Source organism: Massilia sp. YIM B02763, from assembly GCF_030412015.1.
Lineage (GTDB): Bacteria > Pseudomonadota > Gammaproteobacteria > Burkholderiales > Burkholderiaceae_D > Telluria.
In genome coordinates this window covers 93284-110021 of the sequence record NZ_JASNRD010000018.1, presented here as the reverse complement: position 1 = coordinate 110021, position 16738 = coordinate 93284, and the positions used below count along the sequence as shown (strand labels likewise).

The 16738-nt window shown below is 67.5% G+C and carries 11 protein-coding genes; 4 read left to right on the top strand and 7 right to left on the bottom strand.

Annotated elements, in window-relative coordinates:
• Positions 1-70: 70 nt before the first annotated feature.
• The gene (locus QPK32_RS20455; protein ID WP_290414642.1) at positions 71-1573 is read right to left on the bottom strand and encodes an aryl-sulfate sulfotransferase; all 1503 of its coding nucleotides are present in this window, start codon (positions 1571-1573) and stop codon (positions 71-73) included.
• 155 nt (positions 1574-1728) lie between these two features.
• On the opposite strand from QPK32_RS20455, the gene QPK32_RS20450 reads away from it, so the two are divergent.
• On the top strand, positions 1729-2415 hold the full coding sequence (locus QPK32_RS20450; RefSeq protein WP_290414641.1) for an MOSC domain-containing protein: 687 nt from the start codon (positions 1729-1731) through the stop codon (positions 2413-2415).
• A gap of 17 nt (positions 2416-2432) precedes the next feature.
• Here the strand turns inward: QPK32_RS20450 and tssG are convergent, their stop codons facing one another.
• Genes tssG through tssE form a run of 3 tightly spaced genes read right to left on the bottom strand, consistent with a single transcriptional unit; the run spans position 2433 to position 5856 of the window.
• Complete coding sequence (gene tssG / locus QPK32_RS20445) at positions 2433-3527, bottom strand: type VI secretion system baseplate subunit TssG (protein ID WP_290414640.1); 1095 nt, start codon at positions 3525-3527, stop codon at positions 2433-2435.
• Positions 3491-5335 carry a type VI secretion system baseplate subunit TssF gene (gene tssF / locus QPK32_RS20440; protein ID WP_290414639.1) on the bottom strand — a complete coding sequence of 615 codons (1845 nt, stop codon included), beginning with the start codon at positions 5333-5335 and terminating at the stop codon, positions 3491-3493. Before tssF ends, tssG begins: the two co-directional genes overlap by 37 nt.
• Positions 5336-5337: 2 nt before the next feature.
• Positions 5338-5856 (bottom strand): type VI secretion system baseplate subunit TssE, encoded by a 519-nt coding sequence (tssE, locus tag QPK32_RS20435; protein WP_290414638.1) that lies wholly within the window; start codon positions 5854-5856, stop codon positions 5338-5340.
• Positions 5857-6109: 253 nt separating this feature from the next.
• Here tssE and tssK point away from each other — a divergent pair, with 253 nt between their 5' ends.
• Both tssK and QPK32_RS20425 read left to right on the top strand, forming a co-directional pair.
• Positions 6110-7462: a type VI secretion system baseplate subunit TssK gene (gene tssK, locus QPK32_RS20430; RefSeq protein WP_290414637.1), complete on the top strand. Its 1353-nt coding sequence runs from the start codon at positions 6110-6112 to the stop codon at positions 7460-7462.
• Between the two features lie 133 nt (positions 7463-7595).
• A complete protein-coding gene (locus tag QPK32_RS20425; protein WP_290414636.1) occupies positions 7596-9056 on the top strand; it encodes a hypothetical protein in 1461 nt (486 codons plus the stop codon).
• Between the two features lie 78 nt (positions 9057-9134).
• Here the strand turns inward: QPK32_RS20425 and QPK32_RS20420 are convergent, their stop codons facing one another.
• A complete protein-coding gene (locus tag QPK32_RS20420; protein ID WP_290414635.1) occupies positions 9135-10976 on the bottom strand; it encodes a patatin-like phospholipase family protein in 1842 nt (613 codons plus the stop codon).
• A 28-nt stretch (positions 10977-11004) separates the two neighbouring features.
• Complete coding sequence (locus tag QPK32_RS20415) at positions 11005-12279, bottom strand: ROK family transcriptional regulator (protein ID WP_290414634.1); 1275 nt, start codon at positions 12277-12279, stop codon at positions 11005-11007.
• A gap of 521 nt (positions 12280-12800) precedes the next feature.
• Here QPK32_RS20415 and QPK32_RS20410 point away from each other — a divergent pair.
• Positions 12801-15788, top strand: a complete 2988-nt coding sequence (locus tag QPK32_RS20410) for a TonB-dependent receptor (RefSeq protein ID WP_290414633.1) — start codon at positions 12801-12803, stop codon at positions 15786-15788.
• Between the two features lie 70 nt (positions 15789-15858).
• On the opposite strand, the gene QPK32_RS20405 is transcribed toward QPK32_RS20410, so the two are convergent.
• Positions 15859-16671, bottom strand: a complete 813-nt coding sequence (locus QPK32_RS20405; RefSeq protein WP_290414632.1) for a TOBE domain-containing protein — start codon at positions 16669-16671, stop codon at positions 15859-15861.
• Positions 16672-16738: the final 67 nt, after the last annotated feature.

Sequence of the window (16738 nt, the reverse complement as noted above, 5' to 3'; positions counted from 1 at the left end):
CAGGATGGTCCTGCCGTTGCCGGATGCTGGAAGGTTTTTGCCTGATCCTCCAGAGGGACCGGTGGCTTCCTCACTCGAGGGAGAGGGCGTCGAACGGGAACGGTTTCGCCAGGAAGGCCGTGGAGCAGTTGGTGGTCGGGTAGTCGAAGTCGAAGGCGACGTTGCCGGCTTGGTCGAGCCCCACCAGGCGTGCATGCGTGCGCGATTCGGTCACGGAATACGTGACCAGGTAGGTCGCGCTGCCCGTATCGAACACGCTGCTGCAGATGTCGGAGAAGATGTTGCGGTCATGCTCGAACGTCCATGTTGCCGTCGCCGTGCGCTTGCTATCGTCGATCGCATACTTGACCGGCGCGCTATAGGGGATCGTCACGCCTGCCGGTGTCCCTGCCGGATGGTTGAAGCTGGCCGAGCCGTTATTGAAGAGCAGCAGCTTGCCGTCGGCATCGAGCGACAGCGAATGCTGGCCTACCGGCGGGTTGCCGCCGATGGTGCGCAGGGCCAGCGCGCGCAGTGACGGGTAGGTGTACCAGTGCTTGCTGGTGTCGCCGAGCAGCCAGAGGATGCGGCCCGTCTCGTAGTCCAGCTTGACGACGAAGTTCTCGCGGCTGGAGACGTACAGCGCATCGTCGGCACGGCTGTAGATCGCGGAATTCATGTGGAACCAGTCGAGGCCGTCGCGCACGAAATTGGACGGGTCGTCGCCACCGGCCAGCATGGCGTCGCGGAAGATCTGCGCCATGTTCCACTGCTTGAGTACCTGCCCGGACGGACTCAGTTCGGCCAGGATGGCCTCGAGGTTCGCCACGCCGTTGTCGAGCGCATCCACTTCGGCCAGCAAGCCGTTCTTGCCGACGACGAGGTCGTGATGGAAGTTGGTGAAGGTCGGCGCGGCCAGCGGCGTGGAGGACAGTGCGCCGTCCAGCTCCATGCGGTACAGGAGGGGCGCGTCCGGACTGCCGACGAAGAAGCCGTTGGCGCTGAACAGGGTGGACAGGGAGTTGTAGAGGCCGGTGGCCACCCAGCGCAGGTTGCCGTCGCTGTCGATGACGACGGGCGTGGTCACGGCACTGTGGATCTCGATGAAATCGAGGCCGGGCAGCGGCGCGCCGGTGCGCGCGGTACGGATCGTCGGCGTGCCGTAGAATGCATCGGCCGCCGTGTGGGCCGGGGTTTCCATCGTCACCTGCGCGTGGTGCACGGAGCCGTCGGCGAACGCGATGTCGACGGCCACGATGTTGGTGTGGTTGGCATACAGGCCGAACACGGGCAGCGACAGGCGGCGGGAGGCGGCCACGTAGGCGTTCCTGCGATCGAGCCAGGCGCGCTCGTAGGCGACGGCGACGGGTTTCGAGTGGGTGCCGGGCTTCGGCGTGATGGTGTACGAGATGCGGGCCAGGTCCTCGGCACGCTCCATGCCCAGGACGAGCGTGCGGATGAAGGGCGTCGATCCGGGCGTGTGCTCGACGATGCTGACGTGGGCGCGCTCGGCCTGGGTGTCGTCGTGGTCGTGGCCGCACGCGGCGAGCAGCAGCACCATGAACCAGAGGAATATCCGGGGATGCGGTTTCATGCGGCCTCCCGTGAAATCGTCGCGGAATCAGTCTGCAATGTCGATGAAATCGAATTGTCGCGTTATCGATGCGATCAACATGTGCGACCGAACTTCCGGCGAGTTCGCTTGACCAACGCTACAGGCAGCCTCTTCCCATCATCGAAACGACCCGCATGCATATCGCCTCGATCGACGCCCTGGCCATTCGTCCGGCCCGCAACCTCCTTCCGCAGCGCAGCGAGCGCGTACTGGCGCTGGCCGCGCATGGCCTGGACGGCGACGTCCATGCCGACCCGCTGTCGCCGCGCCAGCTGCTGCTGGCCGGCCGCGCGGCCTATGCGGACCTGGACCTGCCCGCGCATGCGCTGCGCGAGAACCTGCTGCTCGACATCGACACCGCGCATCTGGCTTCCGGCACCGTGCTGCAGGTGGGCCGCGACGTGCTGTTGCGCCTGATGTTCCAGTGCGAAGCCTGCGGCAGGCTGGATCTGCAGCGGCGCGGCCTGGCGCGTGCGCTCGGGACGCGGCGCGGCGTGCTGGCACGCGTCCTCGCCGGCGGCGAGATCCGTCCCGGCGACCGCGTGCGCGATCTCGGCCGCCTGTTGCCCGCCTGGTCCGACGACTGGCGCGAGCGCGTGGTGCGCGTGCTCGATGCGGTGCCGCCTGGGCATGCGGTCGAATACCGCCAGCTGGCACGCCTGGCCGGCATCGCGTCGACCTATTGCCGGGCCTTCCCGGCCGTGCTGCGCCGCCTGAGGCCGGCGCATGCGGCCAGGGCCGTGGCGCAGGGCGCGGATCCTGCGCGTCCGCGCTGGCATGGGCGCGGCCTGTTCGACGATCCGTGCGCCGTCGATTGCTGAGACGGGTGCGGCGCCGTTCAGGAAAAATCGAGCTGGTAGCACACGTCGTTGCGGTCGCGCGTCTGCGCCTCGGTGACCAGGTAGGCATCCCAGCCGAGGCGTTTCGCGCCCTGTTCGCCCTCCCCCTGCGGAAGTACCGTGCCGCGCACGGCGGTGCCGAGCAGAACGAGTTCGACCTCGTATTCGAGCGCCACGCCGGTAAACAGCGACAGCATGCTCTTCAGGGCACGGGCCGCCAGTCCTCCGGGCAGGAAGGCATCGAAGCGCGGACCGTCGAGCGGGCCGACCACCAGGCGCAGGCGCAGGTCGCGCTGCCAGACGCGCCCGCCGGCCATGGCACCGGCGCCCAGCACGGCGTTCGGGTTGCCCAGCGTGGTCTGTTGTTGCGGCGGCACGTCGTACCAGTGCCCGATGAATTGTTCGGCGGCGATCGGCTGGCCGAAGTAGGCCGACAGGACGCGCGCGATCTGCGCGGCGGATGCGGGCCGGTGCCGCAGCGCGGCCGCGAAGTACCCGATCGATTCGTCCAGGACTTCGCCGTCTTCCTTGCCCTGCAGGCGCGCGCGCAGCGAGGGAGGACCGAGTCCGGACAGGCTGAGCAGCAAGGGCAGGAAACCGTCCTTGCCGTCGAGCTGGTATTTCAGCGCCAGCCGGTATTTGCGCCAGGCTTCGTAGAACAGGCCCAGCGAACGATTCGAAAACGTGTCGAGGAAGGCACGCGGACCGTCGTCGGCCTGTTGCTGCTGGTGGCCCGCGATGCGCTCGGTGTAATGCGCCGGCAGCACGCCGTTCCCGCCCAGCAGGCCCATGAAGGCGGGCGTGATGCGCACGTATTCCAGCGTGGCCGATCGCAGCGCTTCCCCGAGCGCCGCCGCGTCGGGCGCAATGCCGCGCGGTTCGGCCTGGACGGCGGCCACCTGGCTGGAGGGAAAGGCGAGCGAGGTCGTGTTCTGGAAGCGCAGCAGGTCGGCCTGGCGGCCCTGGCGCGCCAGGCCGTGGCGCTTGAGCCAGATTTCCAGCACGCGCACCGCGTGGAAGTACTCGAAGCGATAAGGTTCCCTGAACAGTCGCTCGATTACAGCAGGCTCAAATCGCCGCTTCTTGGCAAACATGACAGTAACTCCTCTCCCGTTTTTTTCGATACGATGACCAGGCGAGTGAAGCTGTTGGCATGCACGTACAGCGCAAGAAAGCGTTCGACGACGTGGGCGAACACGTGGATGCCGCTGCCGACGAAGGCTTCTTCGTCGATGGTCAGGCGTACCTCCACGCCGCGTACGAGGCAGGCGAACGGATTGCCAGGCAGCCAGGCGCTGCATGCCTTGTGCGCGATCGCCGCAATGCCGCCGATCTGGCGCTGCGACGACGGCGAGCGCGGCAAGTCGTACAGCGCCAGCATCTCGCGGAAGGCCGCCACGCCGCCGGCGGCGAGCGACAGGTGGTTGAGCGACAGGTGCGAGATCAGGCGCCAGTGGGCGCCGCGTCCGCTCTCGAAACGCAGCGACGCGCTGGGCTTGCGCAGGAAGCTGATGGCCCGCACGCTGGAGCCGCCTTCGAGGAACAGGTCGCCGCCGCGCTGGCCGTACGGGAGCATCGCCGGCAGGTCGCGGTTGGTGCAGGTCAGTTCGATGTTCAGCGTCTGCGTCTCGACCGCGGCCGGGTCGAAGTCGATGTCGACGATGGCGATCTGGGTTTCGAAGCCGGGACTCTTTTCGGCCAGCGTCTCGTCGCGCTGCATCACCCAGTAATGGCCGTCCTGCTCCGGCGTTTGCGCATGCTCGAGCGAGTAGAACGGACGGAAGGCGACGATCGTTTCTCCCTGCGGCGTCTGGCGCACGAGGTTGACGGCGTCGATCGCATGTACTTCGTAGGCGAAGGCGCGGCGCGCATCGGCCAGGACGGGGTAGCTGGCGCTCGTATGGGTCAGCCGGATCGGTTCGCCGCGCTGGCGGAACAAATTGATGACGGGCGTGCAGCCGAGCAGGACGTTGTTGGTCGTCAGGGTCTCCAGCATGCGCGCCGTGTTCGAGTCCGAACGGATGCCGCTCAAGGCCAGGTGCAGGGTAATCGTCCGGCTGCCGTGCGGCACCGCCTGCGCCAGCGCCGCCAGGTCGATGTCGAAGAAGTTGAATTTCTCGGGAAAGCAGAAGTACTCGGTAAGCAGCCGGTAGGCCGGATGCGAGCGCTCGGGGAAGTCGAACAGGGCTTCCGCATCGTCGAAGCCGGCAGCCAGTACGGGGATGGCGTCCAGCCTTGCCCAGCGTCCGTCCTGGTTTGCTTCGGCATAGGCCGCCACGGGACGCATGAACAGGGCATCGCGCAGGGCGGCGCAGAACGATGGTTCGCCATCGATGAAGAGGCGCAGGCGCGGCAGGCCAAGCGTGGCGGGCGTCGCCTGCTCCGCGGTGGCGGCGATGCGCAGGCTGATGCCGGCGACGGCGCCTTCGGGCAGGCGTACCGCTTCCGGCGCGCGGATGATGGACGCGAAGGTCGCATCGGCAAGGGCCAGCGGCGCCACCGCGACCGGATACACGGTGCGGAAGATGCAGGCCGCGCCGCGCACGGGACGCGTGGTCAGCTCGGTGCCGCGGGCGATCGTGCTGGCGCCCGTCTGCTGGCTGGCGGCGGCCGCCATGTCGAAGCGGGCGATCGAGCAGGAAGGAAAAGGCCGCAGGTAGTGCGGGTACAGTACCTCGAACAGGGCTTCCGTGAATTCGGGATAGTCGTCGTCGAGGCGCTTGGCAATGCGCGCGTTGAGCAGGGCGAACGACTCGATCATGCGCTCGATGTGCGGGTCTTCGCAGACTTCCCCGCTGATCAGGAGGCGCCCTGCGATCTTCGGATAGCGTTCGGCGAAATCGCGCAGGTTGCGGCGCAGCCAGGCCAGCTCCCGCTCATAGTACGGCAGCAATTGTTCCAAGCTCAGGCTCCCGTCGGCAGCGACGCCGTGGCAGTCGCCGCCAGCGCGGCACGGACCGGCTTGCTGATGCTGTACTGGAGCGTCGACGGCTGCAGGACCGCATCGAAGTTGACTGGTTCCTGCGATGCATTGGCGACCAGCAGCGCGGTGATCGAAAAGCGCAGGCGGTTCACGCTGTCCTCGCGCATTTCGAGCAAGGCTTTGACATTGCGCAGGCGCGGCTCGTGCTGTGCGATGACGCGCTCCAGGCAGGCGCAGATATGGGCGCGGTCGGAAGGACTGGACAGCGAACGGTCGGCGAAGTCGTTCAGACCATAGGTGACGATCGAGCGGCTGCATTCCGGATACGCCGTCAGCGCATCTTCCTGGATCGTCGAGCGCGTATTGAGCAGGGCTTCGAGGTCGCGTGCGACCGCGTCCTTCAAATCGTCCGCCGACATGCGCATCATGCTGGGGCCGCCCGGACCGCGCATCGGCGTGCCCAGCAAGCGGTCGATCAATCCAGGCGTAAAACCCTTCATCGTCTCTCCTTCATGAACGCTGTGACTGGCCGGTATGGCGGTCCAGTGTGTCGGTCCGATGCTGATGCCAACCGGCATCTTTACATAGCCCCGCACGAAAAAACAGTTCGTTGGTCGCGGCCTACGCTGGATTTTGAGCAGCAGCAAGAGTGCATGTGATTAAGAGCCACAAGCACGCGCGGCGCGCTATGGTTGTTTGGTTACTTTCGATCAAACACTCAATGGATCTTGCGCACCGACAGGAGGCAAGTGTATGAGCAGCAAAGTACTGTGGGGTGAAGGCTTGTTGTTGCGACCCCAGCATTTCCAGCGCCAGGACCAGTACCACGAACATCGCCTGCACCGCAGCATCCATGTCGTGCATCCGTATGCCTGGGGCGTGGAGCGCCTGCAGGTCGACCGCGATGCGCTGGCGAGCGGTGTGCTGCGCATCCTCGACCTTGCCTTGCGCTTCCAGGATGGCGAACTGGTCGATGCGCCGGGCATGGACGACTTGCCCGATATCATCGACCTCGGCCAGCAGGGCCAACAGCAGCAAGCGTCGCCCCAGGCCATCACCTACTACGCCGCCCTGCCCGGCCTGAAACCGTTCAGCGGCAATTTCGCCCAGCCCGGCCAGGCCGTGAACACGGCCCGCTTCGTGCAATCGAACGAGGAAACACCCGACCTGTACACGCAGGCAGCACCGGCCCAGCTGTCCTACCTCAGGAAGACGGTGCGGCTCGTTGCCGAGCATGAACCGCGCGATCCGTATATCCACTTTCCTCTGCTGCGCGTCCGGCGTTCTGCATCCGGCGGCTTCGAGCTGGACGAGGGCTTCGTGGCACCGAGCCTCGCGATCGGCGCGGCGCCGACGCTGCTCCTGCAATTGCGGCGCCTGCTCGACGCCTTGCACGCCAAGGTGGGCGCGCTGGTCGGGCACCAGCGCGAGCCGAGCCGCAACGTGATCGAATTCCGTTCCGGCGACATGTCCTCGTTCTGGCTGCTGCACACGGCCAGCTCCGCCTGCGCCACGCTGGCGCACTACGTCAACCATCCCAACCTGCATCCGGAGCGCCTGTACGAGCAGTTGCTCAACGTGGCCGGTGCGCTGATGACCTTTTCCAAGAGCTGGACGCTCTCCGACCTGCCGACCTATCAACACGCCGATCCAGGTCCATCGTTCCTCAAGCTGAACCAGATCGTGCGCGAACTGCTGGATACCGTCATCTCCTCGAAGTACTTCGCCATCGCACTGAGCGAAGTGCGTCCCTCCTACCATCACGGCATGCTCGATTCGGGCAAGATCGACGACAAGACCACCTTCTATATCGCCGTCTCGGCCGACATGCCGGCGCTGGAACTGGTCGACATGGTGCCGCTGCGCTTCAAGGTGGGCGCGCCCGACGATGTCGAGAAATGCGTGCTGTCCGCCCTGCCCGGCGTGCGCCTCCAGTACGCGCCCCAACTGCCCGCCGCCGTACCGGTGCGCCCCGACACCTGCTACTTCATGCTCGACGCCAAGGGCCACATGGTCGAACGCATGCTGCAGGCGCAATCGATCTCGATCTACGTCCCATCGGGGATGAAGGAATTGAAGCTGGAACTGCTGGCGGTTGCGGCGTGAGCCCGCACGGCATCGACAACAAGGAGACGCACGATGGCAGGACCATTGATCCGGCTCGGCGACAAGACGGCCTGCGGCGCGACGCCCATCGCGGGCCAGCAAGCCACCATCGACAACATCTAGCGAGGCTGCCATGTCGACGACTACCGACACCACCGATTCCGTCGCCATCGGCGCAAGCCGCCCGCTGCCCGACTGGCTCAAGGGCTCGCTGCTGGCCGGCTGCATCTTTTTCGCCTGCTGGGCCGGCGCCATCACCTGGTGGCGCTTGAACCGCAGCGCGCCCGCCGGCGGCGAACTGGCGCTCTACCTGCTCGGCGTACCGTCGCTGCTGGTGCTGGCCTTTTTCGTCGGCTTCCGTTTGCTGGACCAACGTACGGCGCGGCCAGCGGCGCCCGCCACCCTGGTCCGCCAGGCATCCGTCCAGGACAACGCAGCCGCGGCGCCGCAGGCCGCGACGCTCGCGATCCTGGCCGCGGCGGTGCGGTCCGCGCACGGCGTCTCGCCCGAGGAACTGGCCGCCACGCTGGCGGCCGGCAAGGCGCGCGCCGACCTCGATCCGGAACTGGTCGACGACGACGGCTTTCCCATCATGAGCGTGCGCAGCCCGGACGCCAGGGACGAGGCGCTGCAGGAGGACATCGCCCACTGGCTGGCGCACCACGGCATGGCCGACGCCGGCTTCGTCGACGAGCAATGGCGCGCGCTGGTGCTGGGCAGCGCCGTCGTCGAGGAACTCATGGCGCGCGCCGTAGCGCAGCTGCTGCCCGCCGACGGCAAGCCGCCCTTGCTGCGCCTGGCTCCCCTGCTGCCGCCCGACTGGTCGCCGGACCAGCGCCAGGCCGCCGCCATGTGGTTCGAGCACCTGGTCGAGCGCTGCGGCTGGCCGGCCGCCCACGTCGCATGCGCCGCGGAAGCCGCGCCGGGACTGCCCGCCGCCATCCCTTCCGTGCTGCTCGACGGCCTGGCCCGCGATGCGGCGGCAGGCGACGCCCCCGGCATCGCGTCCGTCATTGCACTGGTCATGGCCTGCGCGTCCCACATCGGCGACAGTACCGTCGCACGCTGGTCGGCCGATGGCTCCCTGTTCACCTCCACGCACCCCCAGGGGCGGATCCCGGGCGAAGGCGCGGCCGGTTTGCTGCTGGCGGACCTGGACCAGGTCGCTGCGATCGGCGATGCCCGTTTCGCCCTGCTGGAACCCTTGCACGAATCCCGCCGCGCGATCTCGGCCGACGAAACCCGGCGCGCCGACGCCAGCGCCCTCGGCGAAGCGGCCGAGCGCGCGCTGGCCCGCCACGGCAACGGCGACGGCGCCGTGACGCGCATCGTCGCCGACACCGGCCACCGCTCCAGCCGCGTGATCGAGCTGATGGGATTCATGGTGGGATCGATGCCGCAGCTGGACGAGGTCGACGACGCCATCCGTGTTGGCGAAGCCTGCGGCGCCAGCGCGGCGGTGCCCTTCATCACGGCGCTGGCGGTGGCATCGCATTACGCGCTGGACGAAGAGGGCCCGGTGCTGTGCATCAGCAACGAAGACCCGTACCGGCGCAGCGCAGCCTTGCTGCAGTCGGGCGGTGCCTTTTCCTGAACCTCGGGGCCGCATGGTGCGCCGCTGCAAACGTATGCACGCTGCCGGCCGGCGCCTCCAACCAGCGGCGCCCTGGGATCAGCTCAACTTGGGCGCAATCGCCAGTTCCGGCTGCGGCTTGGGCGCATGGGCCGACAGGTCCGCCGGCGCCAGCTGCTCCGGCAGCGTGACGATGCGCTGCCACAGCGCGTAGCCCACGCTGCGGTTCCTTTTGCTCAGCTGGTAGGCCGGCAGCGCATCGGCGCCCTCGGCCAGCCACAGCGCTTCATAGGATGGCACCAGGCGCGCATCGTGCCAGGCATCGCCCAGCGGGGCCAGCGTGTCCTGCAGGACGGCGGCGCTGCTGCGCATGCGTACCCAGCGATGGTTCAGCCAGCCGTTCTTCTGGCGGTCTTCGTCCAGGAAGCGCGCGACGACCCGCCGTGCCGCCGCGCTGCCGCTGCGGCTCATGGTCGCGATGGCGTCGCGCCGCATGTCGAGGTTCAGGCCTCCTTCCTTGCGCGTATGGCGGATCAGCACGACGCGGTCGCGGTAGCCGGGCGTGCGTTTCAGCGCCTCGTCGCGCCAGCCGCGGATGGTGCCGACGATGGCGGCGGTAAAGCGCGCCAGGTCCGGCTTGCCGTCCGCGCCGTCGACGGGGAGCCAGGCCGGCGTGACGCCGTCGCTGTTGTTGGTCGGCAGGGTCACGCGGCGCTCGAACGGCGCGCCCTCTTCCAGGTCGGCCTGCAGCGTCACGCCGAAGGTCGGACGGGTCGGCAGGATGGCGTCGAAGAAGTGGATCGGGAAGTTGCTGGTCAGGCCGCCGTCGGAGAACCAGACACGCAGCAGTTCCACGCCGTTGCCGCTCGCCGGCAGCACGCGCAGGCGGTAAAGGGGCACGGCCTGCATCAGCACGGGAAAGCTCAGGCTCATGCGCGCGGCGACGATCACCGGCAGGTCGTCGGCGGCAGGCATGAAGTAATAGTCCTCGCCCGCCGCGTTCAGGTCGGCCAGCAGCTGCGTCGTGCGCTCGCCGTGCCTGGTGCGGCGCGCGCCCGCCTTCATGGCGTCGACGACGGCCGGCGGGAACAGGGCCGCCATTTCCAACGCCCGGAACACCAGGTCGGCGCCCGAATGCGGCAGGCGGTGCGCGCGCAGTTCGGACAGGCCCGTGGTCATGAGGGCCAGTTCGATCGGCGGCTCGGATGTGCGCAGCTGGCCGAAGGTCAGCGGGGCGTCTTCCGGCAGGCCGGCGATTTCCTGAATTAGCGCATGCAGCCATTCGGTCAACGCGGGCGGGTTGCCGGGGCGGGTGCGCAGGCCCGGACAGATGCCGCAGCGGTTGGCGCGCAGCCCGCGCCAGGCCGACAGCGCGGCGTGCAGCACGGCGCCGACCGTCGCGCCGGCCAGCACGCACAGGCCGAACCACAGGCTGCTGGCGATGCCGCCCGCGATCGATGCCGGCCAGTGACCGCCGAGCAGGCCGGCGCTGACGACGAAGCCCAGCGCCCACAGGCCGGCGCCCGCCACGGAACCGAGCGGGAAATGGCGCAGCAGGCCGGCCAGGACGCAGGCGGCGGCGCGCGGCCTGGTCGTGTTCAGCGCCGCCGCCAGCACGCGGAAATGCGGGGCCAGGTCGGCGCAGGGCTGGAACAGCGAGAACAGGCGCGTGTGGCCGTTCACGGACGCGCGCAGGCGGCGCGGCACGCCGGCCAGGATGGCGAAGCCGTCGTCGCGGCCCCGGCCTGCCTTGCGCACGCGGTTGCGCTTGTACTGGGCCGCCGCCGCCGCGGTGGCGGCCACCGATCCTACGCTGGCCCCGCCGATCGAGCGCAGCGTGAAGCGCGTGGCCAGCCTGGCCACGAAGGAGGGATAGACGACGCCGGAGGTGACGCCGCCCTCCATCACGATGTCGCATTCGGTGGGCAGGAAATCGGTCATCGCGCGCAAGCTGGAATACCCGGGGGGATCATGCCCCCATCATGCCATGCAAGGCTCCGGCCATGTCGCGGCGGCCGGCGCTGCGCTCCATGCTCTGCACGTCGAGCGGACGCGTGACGCGGTAGCGCACCAGCGCGGCGGCGCCGATGGCGACGGCCTGCGCGCCGAAGTGCGAGGTGCGGATCGCCGGCGGCGCCAGCAGGGCCGCATCGGCGTAGTCGGCCAGTACCCGGCGCGCGGGCGCCGTAAAGGCGCTGCCGAGCTGCAGCGCGGGACCGCCGATGACGATCGCCATCGGATCGAAGCCGGCCCAGAGGTTGTTGAGCAGGATGCCGAGCTGGCGCCCGGCCGCGTCGACCGCCGCGCAGGTGCCGCTTTCGCCGTCGGCGACGCGCGCGAACAATCGCTCGAGCGCCGGATGGCTGGGACGTTCGCCCTGCAGCAGCGCGGCCAGGCCGATCAGGGCATCGGCGCAGCCGCGCCGTCCGCACGAGCACGGCGGGCCGTCGGCCTGCAGGACGGCGTGGCCGACTTCGCCGCCGAAGCCGCGCAGGCCCGTGAGCAGGCGGTCGTTTACCAGCACGCCGGCACCGACGCCGTAGCCGATCGACAGGTAGATCAGCGGATCGGCCGAAGCCTGGTCGGCGAATTCGAATTCGCCCAGGGCCGCCACGTTCGCCTCGTTCTGCATGTACAGCGGCAGCTCCGCCAGCGGCGAACCGGCGAAATGGGCGCCTACCTGCGCGGCCACGTCGACGTTGCGCCAGCCCAGGTGCGGCGCATGGCGCAGCACGCCCAGCGCCTCGTCCACGGCGCCGTGCAGTCCCATGCCCACGCCCAGCACGCGGCGCGGGCCGCCATCGATGCCGCCGTCCGCCGCGGCGGGACGGTCCAGCCGTTTCGCCAGCCGCACGAGGGCCAGCGCCACCAGGCGCAGGCACGATGCCGGATCGGTGGCGTCGTCGTAGCTGACGATGCGCGTGTCGAGCACCTTGCCCAGCAGGTCGACGGCCACCACGCGCGCTTCGTCGACGCCCACGTCGGCGCCCAGCAGGGCCAGGCGGCGCGGGTCCAGGTGCAGCGGCGTCGCGCGCCGCCCGACCTCGCCCGTGACCAGCAATTCGCTTTCCAGCAGCCAGCCTTCGTCCATCAGTTCGCGCACCAGCATGCTGACGGTGGACTTGGTCAACTGCAGCACGTCCGCCAGCGCCGCGCGCGACAGGCCGGGCTGGCTGCCGACCTGGCGTACCAGCGCCATCCGATTCAGTTGTTTCAGAAGCTGCTGGTCACCGGTGACGGGCATGGGGGTATGGGAGAGGGAGTTGTGATGATTATGCAACAACACCGCGCCACGCAACAGGGGGCGCGCAACGCTTTTTATCGCCCAGCAGTTGCACGGCCGGACGCGTGAAGTCCTTGATTTGTTTATGAAATCGATTTCTTCTCTATGTCGCGCAGCGCGATCCGGCGGTCGGAACGCAGTCGGATCCCTGCAACTTAGTTTGTTCATTGAATTGACCAAATACTTTCTTTTGCATACTCTGCAATAAGTACGTTCGTTAAATCAGATGACGCAAAAGGTCACCCGCCGCAATCGCCCAGCACGCGCAATGCGGCATGAATGAACGTCGTCCCACCACAAAAACCAGGGGGACGCAGGTGAATTTCGTAGCAAGACATCGGTAGCAATTCAGCCGTAGCACGCATCACCACCGCCAACGCCGTCGCAGAACGGGCGCGGCGTTACTTTCCGTAGAGAGAGGAGACATTGTGCTGTACACCACCAAGGGGCATGCCCCATCACGCCTGCACACCAGGCATCGCTTGATTTCCCTCGCCGTGGCCGGCGCCTGCGCCGCGCTGTCGGCATCCGGCCACGCCCAGGAAGCGAATCCGCCATCCGCCGACGCCACCGTCAATGCGCCGCCCAGCCCGGCCGTCTCGAATGCCCCGCCGACCGCCGCCAACACGGTGATCGTGACGGGCATCCGCGCCAGCCTGCAGTCCACGCTGAACCTGAAGCGCAATTCGGACGGTATCGTCGACGGCATCGTGGCCGACGACATCGGCAAATTCCCGGACACGAACCTGGCCGAGTCGCTGCAGCGCATCTCCGGCGTATCGATCGACCGCAACCGCGGCGAAGGCGCCAACGTCACCGTGCGCGGCGTCGGCCCGGACCTGAACATGGTGCTGCTGAACGGCCGCCAGATGCCGACGGCGAGCCTGGGCGACCAGGCCGGCCGCGCCTTCGACTTTTCCAACCTGGCATCCGAGTCGGTGCAGCAGATCCAGGTGTACAAGAGCGCGCGCGCCGACACGCCGCCGGGCGGCATCGGCGCCACCATCAACATCATGACGGCGCGACCCTTCGACCTGGGCAACACGGCCAGCGTGGGCGTGAAGGCCGTGTACGACAGCTCGAACGACAACCTGCCGGAAGCGGACAAGGCCAAGCGCTCCTACACGCCGGAAATCTCGGGCATCTACAGCACCACCTTCGGCAACGGCATGTTCGGCCTGGCCGTCAGCGGCAGCTACCAGGAACGCAACCTGGGCGTGAACCAGGCATCCGTCACCAACGGCTGGCTCGGTCCGTTCCGCATGGGCGACACGTCGAGCGGCGCGATCCCGCAGCCGGGCACACCGGGCTATGCGGGCGTGACGAATCCGCCGGGCGCCAACGACATCTACTTGACGCCGCAGAACATCTCCTACTTCATGCGCGGCTCCAAGCGCCAGCGCACCAACGGCCAGCTCACGCTGCAGTTCCGCCCCAACAAGGACCTGACCACGACGCTGGACTACACCTATTCGCAGAACAAGGTGCAGACCAATTACCACGAGCTGTCGGCCTGGTTCAACCACGACACCACGGTCCAGTCGAGCACCTTCAGCAAGGGCCCGGTCGCCACGCCGATCTACTACGAGGAGCGCGTCAGCAACCAGGACATCGCGATGAACGGCGGCGACTTCGCCACCGTCTCGAACAACAACTCGATCGGCTTCAACGCCCAGTGGAAGGCCTCGCCGTCGCTGAAGTTCACCTTCGACGCGCACCACTCGACCGCGGAAGCCAAGTCGGACAGCCCGTACGGCTCGAACAACGACCTCGCCACCGTCAGCTTCAGCCGCGGCACCTCGGCGCTGGACTTCAGCAGCGAGATGCCGGTCCTGTCGATCCAGGGCGCCGACTTCGTGCGCGCGCCGCACCAGGTCAGCGGTTCCTGGTTCCAGGACGGCATCAACAAGATGAAGATCGACCAGGCCCAGGTCGGCGGCAACCTGAAGCTGATGGAGCGCTCGAACCTGAACTTCGGCCTCGGCTACGTCAAGAACAACAACCATTCGAAGTTCCAGCAGGTCCAGCGCGACACCTGGTCAGGCACCGCCACGGCGGCCAACGGCGGCTACGACCAGGGCCTGTGGCAGGCCGATTCGCTGCGCCAGTACTTCGACAAGCTGGGCGGCTCGGGCAACCCGAACCTGTTCAACCAGATCCACACCTTCGACTTCAGCAAGGTGCGCGACGCCGCCATCGCCCTCACCGGAGACAAGGCCGGCTACACCCCGAGCCTGTCGGATCCGCAGTTCGACCGCACCACCATCGAGAAGACCAAGTCGCTGTACCTGCAGTTCAACACCGACTGGGATACGGCGATGCCGATGCACACGGGCGTGGGCTTCCGCTACGAGAAGACCGACGTCGCCTCGACCGGCCTGGCCAAGGTGCCGACGCAGCTGAACTGGATCTCGCAGAACGAGCTGCCGCTGGTGTTCGGCGCGACCACTTACCAGACCCAGACCGGCAGCTACAAGAACTTCCTGCCGACCGTGGACTGGGACATGGACGTGCGCGACGACCTGAAGGTGCGCGCCAGCTACGGCGTGTCGATCGGCCGCCCGCGCTACGACCAGATCGAGGGCGGTACCAGCATCGGCACCACGGCCTCGGTGCGCGGCGTCACGGGCAACCGCGGCAACCCTGCGCTGGAACCGGTCAAGTCGAAGAACCTGGACCTGTCGGCCGAGTGGTACTACACCAAGCAGAGCATGCTGTCGCTGGGCCTGTTCCACAAGGACCTCGACAACTACGCGGGCCAGGTGGTGGTCAACGAACCGTCGGCCACGGCCACGACGCCGGTCGGCGGCAAGTACTGGAACGCGGCGGTCGCGGCGGGTTGCGTGGCCACCGATACCACGTGCATGCGCAACTACATCCTGCGTAACTTCAACGGCCAGCCGGGCGTCACCTATACCGGCAACAACGAGGCGGGCAATGCGCTGGGCACCATCAGCGGCATCGCGGGCGATCCGGCGCTGCCTTACCTGCTCACGACCTACGTGAACGAGAAGAAGGCCAAGCTGAAGGGCGCCGAGGTGAACTGGCAGCACTTCTTCGGCAACAGCGGCTTCGGCGTGCAGGCGAACTACACCTGGGTCAATTCCGACCTGAAGTTCGACAACATGGGGACGGCGAACCAGTTCGCGCTGGTGGGCCTGTCGGATTCGGCCAACCTGGTCGGCATCTACGAGGACAGCAAGTGGTCCGTGCGTCTCGCCTACAACTGGCGCGACGAGTTCCTCGCCTCGGTGGCGGACAACAACCAGCCGAACCCGCGCTACGTCGAGCCGTACGGCCAGGTCGACCTGAGCATCGGCTACAACCTCACCAAGAACCTGAGCCTGTCGTTCGAGGGCATCAACCTGAACGACGAGACCATGCGCACGCATGGCCGCACCAAGGAGCAGGTGCTGACCGTGACCACGGGCGGCCGCCGCTACATGCTGGGCGCGCGCTACAAGTTCTGACCGCGGCCACGCCAGCCGAACGTCGTTCCCGCCTGCGCGGGGACGACGTTTTTTTATACCGTTTATATCGTTAACCGGGAACCCCGACGATCACGCTCGATGCCTTGAACAGGGCGGTGGCCGTGGAACCTTCGCGCAGTTCCAGCGCCTCGGCGCTGGCATTGGTGATGATGGCGGCGATGCTGCCGCCGCCCGCCAGGTCGATCACGACCTCGGTGTTGACGGCGCCCGGCACCAGGCGCGCCACGGTGCCCTGCAGGCTGTTGCGGGCCGAGAAGCGCGCGCCTTCGGCATCGGTCAGGAGGATCACCGACGACGATTTCACGAGGGCGAAGGCTTGCGCGCCTACCTTCAGGCCCAGGCTTTCGGTGCTGTCGCGGGTGACGATGGCGACGATCTTGTGGCCGCCGGCGATGTCGAGTTCGATCTCGTCGTTGACGGCGCCGGCCTTGACGCGGGCGACGGTGCCGAAGAACTGGTTGCGTGCGCTGGTCTTCATGGTCAGCCTCCGGAACAGGTTGAAATCGTCGGCGATGGCGGCCGACTGCCGGTCGAGTTGCTCGACGAACTGGCGATGGATGTGTTCGACCGCCTGGAAATTCCGGACCAGCTGTTCGCCGCGCGCCGTCAGCCGCGTGCCGCCGCCGCCCTTGCCGCCCGTCAGCCGTTCCACCAGCGGTTCGCCGGCCAGGTTGTTCATGGCGTCGACGGCGTCCCAGGCGGCCTTGTAGCTCATCCTGATCGCCTTGGCGGCCTGGCTGATCGAGCCGGTGGCCGCGATCTGCGCCAGCAGGTCGATCCGTCCGGCGCCGCCGAACTTTTCGCCGCCCACCGTCATCCAGACCGAACCCTGCAGCCCGAACGCCGTGCTGTCCTCATCCATTGCGATCTCCCACTAGTGTCGAAGCGAGAGCATAACCCCAACGGCAGGGGATTGCACCTTCGCTAAT